Raw genomic sequence first — 10327 nt, forward strand, 5'->3', positions numbered from 1 at the left:
TCCCATTTTCGATGAAGAAAGCGCTGATTATCACGTATTATTGGCCACCAAGCGGTGGGGCAGGGGTGCAGCGCTGGTTGAAATTTGCAAAATACCTGCGGGAGTTCGGCTGGGAACCTGTAATTTATACACCGGAAAACCCTGAATCACCTGTCATTGATCCATCGCTGGAAAAGGACATCCCCGAAGGAATGACCATTTTAAAAACAAAAATAGTTGAGCCTTATACTGCTTACAAGCGTTTTGTAGGACGAAAAAAAAGCGATCCGATCAAAGCAGGGTTTCTTTCCGAAAAGAAAAATCCATCTTTAACCGAAAAAATTTCGGTTTGGATCAGGGGTAACTTTTTCATCCCAGACGCCCGGATGTTTTGGATCAGGCCTTCCATCCGTTTTTTAACCAATTACCTCAAAACCAATCCTGTTGACGTCATCATCTCCACCGGACCGCCACACAGCATGCACATGATCGCATTGGGAGTGAAAAAGGCGACAAATCTTCCCTGGCTGGCAGATTTCAGAGACCCGTGGACAAATATTGACTTTTATGATGACCTGATGCTATCCGGATGGGCCGATCGTAAGCACAAAAAGCAGGAACTTGAGGTGTTAAAAAATGCTGATGAGTTTGTGACAGTCAGCTGGAACTGGGCAAAAGATTTTCAAAAGATTTATAACCGTAAGATTGAAGTAATTACCAATGGCTTTGATCCGGAGGATTTTCCTGAAACATGGTCAAACTTTGATCAAAAGTTTTCGATTGTGCACATTGGGGCAATGAACAAAGACCGCAATCCACATCAGCTTTGGGTGGCTATCAGTGAGCTCCTCACCGAGCTCCCCGTGCTGAGGGACAGGCTCGAAATCAAACTTATTGGAAGTAACGACTACTCGGTTTTACAGAGTATAAGCAGACATGGACTTGAGCCCTGGTTGACTACGATTAAGGATATTCCTCATGCTGAAGTGGTAAAGCATACAGTGGCCGCCCAGGTTCTGTTGCTGGCGCTCAATGATACACCAAACGTTTCCGGGATTATTCCGGGTAAGATTTTTGAATACATTGCATCCAGGCGGCCAATTTTATGTATCGGACCGGAAGACGGTGACAGTGCAAGAATTTTAAATGATACCTCCGCCGGTCAAACAGTTAATTTTGACGATAAAGTAAAAATTAAACGTCTGCTGACCACCTATTTTGAACTCTACATGAAAAATGACCTGAAAAACCTTAGTTCAGATTTCCTGAGGTATTCACGAAAATCTCTTTGTGGACTAATGACCGGTTTATTAAATAACATCGCTAAGACTGAATCAAAGTGAAGATAATCAATATAGTTGGCGCCAGGCCGAATTTCATTAAGATCGCCCCAATCATGAGGGCGATGTCCCATGACAGTTATTTTCAGCCCTTGCTTCTACACACAGGACAACATTATGATTTCAACATGTCAGGTAGTTTTTTCAAAGAACTGGAAATTCCCGAACCGGACATCAATCTCGGGGTAGGCTCCCTGAACCATGCAAAACAGGTAGCTGCCATCATGGAGAAGTTCGATGACATCTGTGAACAGATCAAGCCCGATGCAATTCTTGTGGTTGGTGATGTGAACTCAACGATGGCCTGCACTCTTGTTGCCGCCAAAAGAGGGATCAAGACCGTGCATGTTGAAGCAGGCATCCGCAGTTTCGACCGCACCATGCCCGAAGAGATCAACCGGCTGGTGACAGATGCGCTGGCCGACCTGCTTTTACCGCCGTCTCCGGACGCCATCGAAAACCTGATTCGTGAAGGCCATGCACCCGGCAAAATTGAAATGGTCGGGAATATCATGATTGATTCTCTGCTTGATCATCAGCCGAAAATCGGTCAATCAACCATCCTTCATTCCCTGGGTCTGGCTAAAGGCAATTATGCAACACTCACCCTACATCGCCCATCCAATGTTGACTCTGCTGAAGCTTTTACAAATATTATCAAGGCCCTGAAATTTATCCAAAGCAAGATCACTATTGTTTTTCCCATACACCCCCGCACAAAAAGTATGATCAGCAATCTCAGCCTGGATGATGAAGTTGCGGCAATGAAAAACCTGAAGATCATAGAGCCGCTGGGTTATTTTGATTTCAATAAACTGGTTTCGGGTTCACAGTTTGTCCTGACTGACAGCGGAGGAATTCAGGAGGAGACTACGGTTCAGCAGATTCCGTGTATCACTTTAAGGGAAAACACCGAACGGCCGGTAACCATCACCGAAGGTACCAACGAGTTGGCAGGTTCAAATACCGAAAAAATTATCGAATTGACTGAACTGATTCTATCAGGCAATTGGAAAAAAGGCAGAATCCCGGAAATGTGGGACGGGCATGCAGCCGATAGAATAATTAGTTCGATAAAGGCGCGAATACCTATATCTAATTGATTTTTCATCGAACCATCAGTTTCAATCCAACTTTTCTTATTTTTGCATCTGTCTATACCTCGATCTCAAACATCCACCTGATGCAAAAATGGCTTCTAAATATCCTCTTCCTTGGTTTTGGCGCCTCCCTGCTCAATGCCCAGGAAATCCATTTTTCGCAGATCACCAATCACCAATTGCTGATTAGTCCTGCATTCACCGGACATTTTAACGGAGATTTCAGGATAGGAACCGGTTACAGAAGCCAGGGTGAAAACTTGTCGGTACCTTACAAAACATTTTCAGCATGGGGAGATTATCATCTTGAATTTGATAAACCGGATAAAAGTGCCATCGGACTTGGATTGTATTTATATAAGGACAATGCAGGGGAAGGAAGTCTGCAAACTACTTCAGGTTATCTTTCAGCCGCTTTCATTAAAGGTTTTAATGCAGACAACACTTTCAGGGCAACATTAGGATTTTCGGTTGGTGTGATCAACCGAACCATCAATATGTCCGATCTTGTTTTCGACTCGCAGTGGGACGGGACCATTTTTGATCCCAATATCGCAAATGGAGAGCCATTCACAGGGAATTCGCTTTTTGCCCCTGACTTCAATTTTGGTGGTCTGGTTTGCTGGGAAATCAACGAAAACCTTTACACCAGCGTTGGCTCGGCACTTTTTCACATCAACCGGCCAAAACTCACTTTTTATGAAGCCGAAAACCGGCTCGAACCCAGGCTGGTCGTCCATGCCCTGGTTAAGAACAGGATCAATGATCAGCTTCAGGTCAATCCTGGAATCTATTATTCAGCCCAGCAGGGAGCTGATGTAATACTTTTTGGCGCAAACCTGCTGATCATTGAAGATGACCTGAACTTCCTGACTGGTTTATGGTATCGTTACGAGCGTGATATTATTCCTCATTTAGGGGTAATTATTAGGGATTTTCTGATTGAGTTCAGCTATGATGTGAACGTATCAAAAATGCATATTGCCTCCAATTACCGCGGGGGTTTCGAAATATCTCTGGTTAAAATTTTTAGTACAAAACAAACCGGCAACCGTTGCAGTGACTTCTAACTTTATACATAAATGGTTCAAATTGAAGGTTTATGCATCAATAAATCTTTGGCTCTTCGTGATTTTCATGGTAATTCATGTAAGCACCAGTGCTGATGATTATTATTGGGTTGGCGGGAGTGGTCTTTGGAGTGATATCAATCACTGGGCTACTGCCAGCGGCGGGTCGGTGCTTCACAACCAGGCGCCAACAGCGGCAAACAACGTAATTTTTGATCAAAACTCTTTTACATCTGATAACAACCTGGTGATCATCAACCTCAAAAATGCAGTTTGCAACGATATGACCTGGCTTGGGGTGACCAACTCGCCAAAGCTTTCAGGAACCGACACCACCAGCCTGAGGATTTATGGATCGCTGCAACTTGCTGAAGGGATGATTTTCGATTACCAGCAAACGATCTATTTTGAATCAGTTACCGGCGGTCAAACGATAATCACGGCGGGGCACACGCTTCAGTGCAACCTGATTTTCCAGGGCGTTGGCGGCGGGTGGACTTTACTGGATGAATTCAGGTCAATTAATGACGTTACACTGACCCATGGCACACTATCAACTGCGGGAAACAAAGTCACGTGTAGCATTTTTTCGTCCAATTCCAATGAACCGCGGGCAATTTTCCTCGGTACCTCAGAAGTGAATGTTCAATCCTGGCAGATTAATGGAAACAACCTGCAACTTGAGGCGGATCAATCGAATTTTATGGTGGGAAATATGTTGACAAATCAGGACGGGGGGCGTTTGGTTTACAATCATGTCAATTTTTACGGAAGTACGGCAAGCCTTGTCAATAGTAATGTCAAAGGGGTTTTTAAAAATGTTTCCTTTGAAAGCGGATCGGTAACGGGCGATGTAGTTATTGATTCGCTGGTTTTTAGTGCGACGGCCAATATTTCGGGAAACGATTCTATCCTGTACTTGAAAATTAACGGCGCCGGACTCATTGCCGATGGCGCCAGCGTTATCCAATATCTTGAATGTGAAGGCTTTTGTACAATAAACGGCAATCATCAGATTGATACATTGTTAATTGCCGGCGCTGCCGAAATAAATGGCTCAAATACAATCGGGCTGGCAACGTTGAATGATGTTGCCACAATCCGGGGAGATAATCAAATCCATCATTTGAGTGTAACGGGGCAAGGTTTCATTTCGGGTGAAAACAGCGTGTATTGGGCATTGCTGAATGGAAACAGCTACATTGGGGGGAACAATGTTTTTGATACATTGAACTTTACTCCGGGAAGAACGTACACTTTAGGAATCAAATCGGTGCTGACCATCAACCAGGAGTTCAATGCCACCGGAACCTGCTACGAACCCATCAGGATGTTGTCGGATACGAATGGCGTTCAGTCAACTATTGTCAAGCACAACGGATCATTCGAAAGCGGGTACCTTTCACTACGCGATTTGAATGCCGGAGGTTCGGTTCCATTTCTTGCCACGAATTCGGTTGATCTGGGAAACAATACCAACTGGACCATTGAAACCACATCGGGAAAAGACCTTTACTGGGTAAACGGAAGCGGCGCCTGGAGCGACCCTGATCATTGGGATGTTGTTTCGGGCGGTGCAGGCGGCTATTGCCCTCCAACTGAAATTGACAATGCATTTTTTGACCAGAACTCTTTTTCAGAACCCGATCAAACGGTTACGATTGATTTGATCAGCGCGGTTTGCAAAGACATGAGCTGGGAAAATGCAGGTTTTAATCCCACACTGGCCGGAGCTGATACCAACAGGTTATTTATTTATGGTTCGCTTTATTTCCGTCAGGCCATGGAAAACGATTTCGGAGGGATGGTGTTTTTCGAAGCCGAAGAGCCTGGCCAGGAGATCGTTTCATCGGATCAATCATTTCTCAATCACGTCTGGTTCAGTGGGCGTGGTGGTAATTGGTCGCTGATGGATGATTTCAATTCCAGCCAATATATTTTCTTTCAGCAGGGCGGGATCAACACACTTGGGAATACGGTGAACTGTTTTACTTTTAGTTCGACCGATACTACAACGCGATATCTTAACCTAAGTACATCAACAGTGAAACTCTATGGCTCGCTGACAGATGTCTGGCTGCTTAACGGGAATAATCTGTCATTTTTTGGCGATTCATCCCTTATACAATCTCAATTTCATTCCGGAAACATCGCAACCTTTAATGCTGAAACCAACAGGCCGGTTTACAACAACATTGAATTTTTTGGCGGCTCTTCTACATTAAAAAACATAAACGCCAATTGCATTTACAATACCGTAAAGTTTTATTCCGATTTTGGAACTGTTATCGGCGATTGCAAGATTGATTCCGTAACTTTTTATATGGCTTATGGAGTTTTGAATGATAGCGACACGATAGGCACAGCGATTTTTCACGGAACTGATGCATGGGTTAAAGGTGGTTCCCATGTGATTGACATTGCATATTTCTACAAAGATGCCACTGTTACAGGAACAAACACCATAGATACTGCACTGTTTTACCGCAACGCATGGATTGAAGGTGAAAACCTGATTGACACAACCATCGTTTACAACCAGGCAACCATACATGACAAAAACACTTTCCGCACAGCCACATTGCTTGGCGAAGGCCATATTTTTGGAACAAATACATTTACCGACCTTACCCTGACAAAAGCAAACGCATATTACTTTGAGCATGATCAAACCCAGACCATTGTTGATCATTTGAATGTCAAAGGTGGATGTACCGGATTGATCAGCCTGCAGTCGGATGAAAATACAAAACAGGCCACCCTGCACAAAGTGAATGGAGGAGTTACCGGCGATTATCTTTTGCTGAGGGATATGAAAGCCACAGGCAATAACCTGCCTTTCATCGCGAGTAACTCGGTGGATCTTGGGAATAACGAAGGCTGGGAAATAACATCCGGCGATCCGAAAGACCTATACTGGGTAAATGGAACCGGATACTGGAGCGACTCGTTGCACTGGTCAGGTACTTCGGGCGGCGATGGGGGCTATTGCATTCCCACACCCATTGACAATGTATTTTTTGACCAAAATTCATTTGTCACCCCTCAGGATACCGTGATTTTGAATCAGATCAATGCAACCTGCCACAATATGAGCTGGACAGGCGCGACAGGCGAGCCGGTTCTGAGAGGAACAGACACATTGAACCTGAGAATTTACGGTTCGTTGACATTAACTGAAAATTTGCAGAATAAATTTTTTGGCCCAATTTTTTTCGAAGCAACACTCCCGGACAAAACTGTCGAAAGTAAAGATGTTCAAATGATTGGCGAGGCAGTGTTTCAGGGTATCGGCGGTGGATGGACTTTGCTGGATGACTTCACCTCGATCAACAATGTAGATTTAAAACATGGCTCTTTGGATATCAATCAGAAACAATTGAAATGCCGGTCATTCACTTCCGATTATATCTTTCCGCGCCAGCTCGATGTTTCAGAAGCTACGGTTATTCTAACCGGAAATAATCTGGATGCCTGGCATTTGAGAACCAACAATTTGCAGTTTATTGGCGATCAATCTATCATCATTTCGGAAGGAAACAATGGATTACTAAGAACAGAAGGAGGGGGCAGGCTGAATTACGATCAGGTAATACTGAAAGGTTCCACCTCACGCATTTACAACGTCAATACAAAAGTGAGTTACAACGCCGCTATCTTCGAACAGATGGGCAGCGTGCACGGCGACTGTAATATTGATTCACTGGTATTTGGCGGCTCGGGCAGTGTGTACGATTCTGATTCGATCAACTATGCCAGGTTTTTTGGCCCTGACGGAAACATCATCGGCGGGCAGCATGTGATCAATACCTTGATTTTTGATGCAAATGGTTCGATATCAGGAAACAATTCGATTGATACGACAATTATTCATGGACGGGGAAATATTTCAGGGACAAACAAAATCAACAAAACTCTGATCGTTGGCGGCAAAGCCACCATCGCCGGAGAAAACGATTTTGGCCAGACTGTGTTGTTAAGTAATGGCGACATTTCGGGGGCAAACCAATTTGAATCGCTGAAACTCACCCCTGGCAATCTTTACGAACTGGAAGAAAATATTAGTCAAACAATTACAGATCAATTTCAAATTCGTGGAAACAACTGCTTTCCCATCACAATGAGATCGAAACTACAAGGTCAGCAGGCCATTGTTTCGGTTCCATCAGGTAAGGTTGTCAGTGGCGACTTTATCGAACTCAGGGATATACAAGCTATTGGTGGGGCTGTTTTTTATGCAGGCAATTTCAGCTCGGACATTTCCAACAATTCGGGGTGGATTTTTTCCAATGCACCGGGCTACATTTACGGATTTGCTGCTGATACAACCATTTGCGAAGCGGACAATACATTTATCGGTACCCAGAATTTCAATCCGGATAGTAACACAGCTTTTCTCTGGCACGATGGAAGCACCGGCGAAACCTACCCGGTCAACCCAACAGATACGATTGCCTGGGTGAAAGTAACCTACGCCGATGGCTGTTTTTATTCCGATACGATCAGGATCAACCGTTCGCCATCACCATTTGTGGATATGGGTTTTGATATTACGTTATGCAGTGCCGATACATTATTTCCCTTTCAACAATCGGAAAGTGTTGATTACTTGTGGGATGATGGGACAACCAATCCATACCAGGTTGTTTCGGCAAGCGGTAACTATGGTGTGACGGTAACCAATGAATTTGGCTGCACAGCTTATGATGAAATTTGGGTGACCGTTATCCCTGTTCCGGAGGTGTATCTTGGGGCAGATACCACCATGCGGGCAGGAGACATGGTTTTTCTGGATGCCGGCAATCCCGACGCTTTGTTTCTCTGGTCCACGGGCGAAATTACCCAAACGATCACCGGATTTGCGAATCATACATATTGGGTGCAGGTTGTAAAAGATGGCTGCATGGCAAGCGACACCATTTTCATCGGCGAGTTTCCACCCTGCACCCTTGCCGTTCCCACGGCCTTCTCGCCAAACAGTGATGGTATCAATGATGTGTTGTTTGTGAGAGGGGATAATTTCATCGAGTTCGAGCTGCTGATCTTCAACCGATGGGGGCAGCTTGTTTTTCAGACCAAAGACATCACGCGGGGCTGGGATGGCACTTTCCAGGGAATAGGACAAGCTGTTGATGCTTATAATTATATCCTTAGAGGTCAATGTGTTGATGGTCAATTCACATCCGGCAAAGGAACGATTACTTTATTGAGATAATCTATGCAACGATCAATCCACATACTCTTCTGTTTGGTTTTTCTTTCTGCCAATTATTTACTGGCGCAGGGCGAGACTAACATCTGGTATTTTGGAGCTTATGGCGGATTGGATTTCAATTCAGGTGCTCCAGTTGTTCTGCATGATGGTCAAATCAACACTGCTGAAGGATGTGCGGTGCTTTCAGACAGGAACGGCCATCTGCTGATGTACACGGATGGGATTACAGTTTTTAACAGGAATCATAATGTTATGCCAAACGGGACAGGGCTTTATGGACATCTTTCATCTGCACAGTCCGCTATAATAGCCCCCATTCCAGGATCGCTTACCAGGTACTATATTTTTACGATAGATTATAATTTAGGCCCAAATGGAATGAATTATTCGGTTGTGGATATGGAACAAAATAACGGACTTGGTGCAGTGGTGCAGAAAAATATCTCCATTCATCCACTCGGATGCGAAAAGATGATGGCAGTTATTCATGCAAACAAGAAAGATTTCTGGCTCATCACAGAGCAATATGAAACCCACGACTTTTATGCTTACCTGGTCAATGAATCAGGAGTAAGCAGCAACCCAGTTGTAACAACCATTGGCGCACTGGTTAAACATACAGGATATCTTAAGGCCTCGCCGGATGCCTCCCTTGTCATTTCTCCCAAATGGGAAAACGAATCATTTGAAATTTACTCATTTAACAATGAAACCGGAATACCATCTAATCCGATTTCGATTGAAGGGTATTTAGGTGTTTATGGCATTGAATTCTCACCAGATGGTACAAAACTTTATATTCAGAGTTATCACACCCTCGACATTTACCAGTTTGATCTCTCTGTGCTCACCAAAGAGCACATTTCAGGCTCGGCAATTCATGTCGGAACTTCATCAGGAAACTGGGGTGGAGCACTGCAACTGGCGCCTGACGGAAAAATCTACGTGGCAAGACAGATTGCCTGGAATATTGGCGTGCCTAATATTGGCGTGATCAATTACCCCGATTTGCCGGGATTGGCCTGTAATTTTGTGGATAATGCAATCAGCCTTCAGCCGGGAACAGTTAGACTGGGATTACCCAATTTTGCCCTCACCCTGTTTTCCGCTTCTATCAGCTACGAACCAGATTGCTTTGGCGATTCCACCTACTTTCAGGTGCAAAGTATGTATCAGGTGGACTCAATCCACTGGAACTTCGGCGATCCGGCCTCCGGAATTCATAACATGTCAACGCTGTTGAATCCTTACCACATCTTCACTGCACCTGGCAATTATTTGGTAACTGCCAAACTATTTTCGGGTGTGAGTACAATTGATCTTGAAGTTGCTGTGGAAATTTTCCCGGCGCCGGACATAGATTTAGGCGCTGACACCCTCATTTGCGGTAACAGCCCAATCGTTTTGGGACCAGGCTACAGTTTCGAAAGTTACCTCTGGCAGGATGGTTCAACTGATTCAACCTACACCGTAACCGAAAGCGGTTTGTACTGGTTGGAGGTGACCAATGAGTTCGGCTGCACAGGCAGAGATTCGATCAACGTAACGATTGTTCCGACGCCTGTTGTTTGGCTTGGAAACGACACTACGCTATGTATTGGTGAAACCTTGCTGCTTTGTCCT

5 protein-coding genes are annotated in these 10327 nt (G+C 44.6%); all 5 read left to right on the forward strand.

Annotated features, from left to right (window positions below; all coding sequences use genetic code 11):
• Positions 1-11 precede the first annotated feature (11 nt).
• A complete protein-coding gene (locus tag IH598_14135) occupies positions 12-1322 on the forward strand; it encodes a glycosyltransferase family 4 protein (GenBank protein MBE0639653.1) in 1311 nt (436 codons plus the stop codon).
• The gene (gene wecB, locus IH598_14140) at positions 1319-2422 is read left to right on the forward strand and encodes a UDP-N-acetylglucosamine 2-epimerase (non-hydrolyzing) (GenBank protein ID MBE0639654.1); all 1104 of its coding nucleotides are present in this window, start codon (positions 1319-1321) and stop codon (positions 2420-2422) included. The genes IH598_14135 and wecB overlap by 4 nt, the downstream gene beginning before the upstream one ends.
• A gap of 80 nt (positions 2423-2502) precedes the next feature.
• Positions 2503-3489, forward strand: a complete 987-nt coding sequence (locus tag IH598_14145) for a PorP/SprF family type IX secretion system membrane protein (protein MBE0639655.1) — start codon at positions 2503-2505, stop codon at positions 3487-3489.
• Positions 3490-3547: 58 nt separating this feature from the next.
• Complete coding sequence (locus IH598_14150; protein MBE0639656.1) at positions 3548-8704, forward strand: gliding motility-associated C-terminal domain-containing protein; 5157 nt, start codon at positions 3548-3550, stop codon at positions 8702-8704.
• A gap of 3 nt (positions 8705-8707) precedes the next feature.
• A partial coding sequence (locus IH598_14155) for a PKD domain-containing protein (GenBank protein ID MBE0639657.1) occupies positions 8708-10327 on the forward strand: 1620 nt, incomplete at its 3' end.

This window comes from Bacteroidales bacterium (genome assembly GCA_014860585.1).
Taxonomy (GTDB): Bacteria; Bacteroidota; Bacteroidia; order Bacteroidales; family 4484-276; genus RZYY01.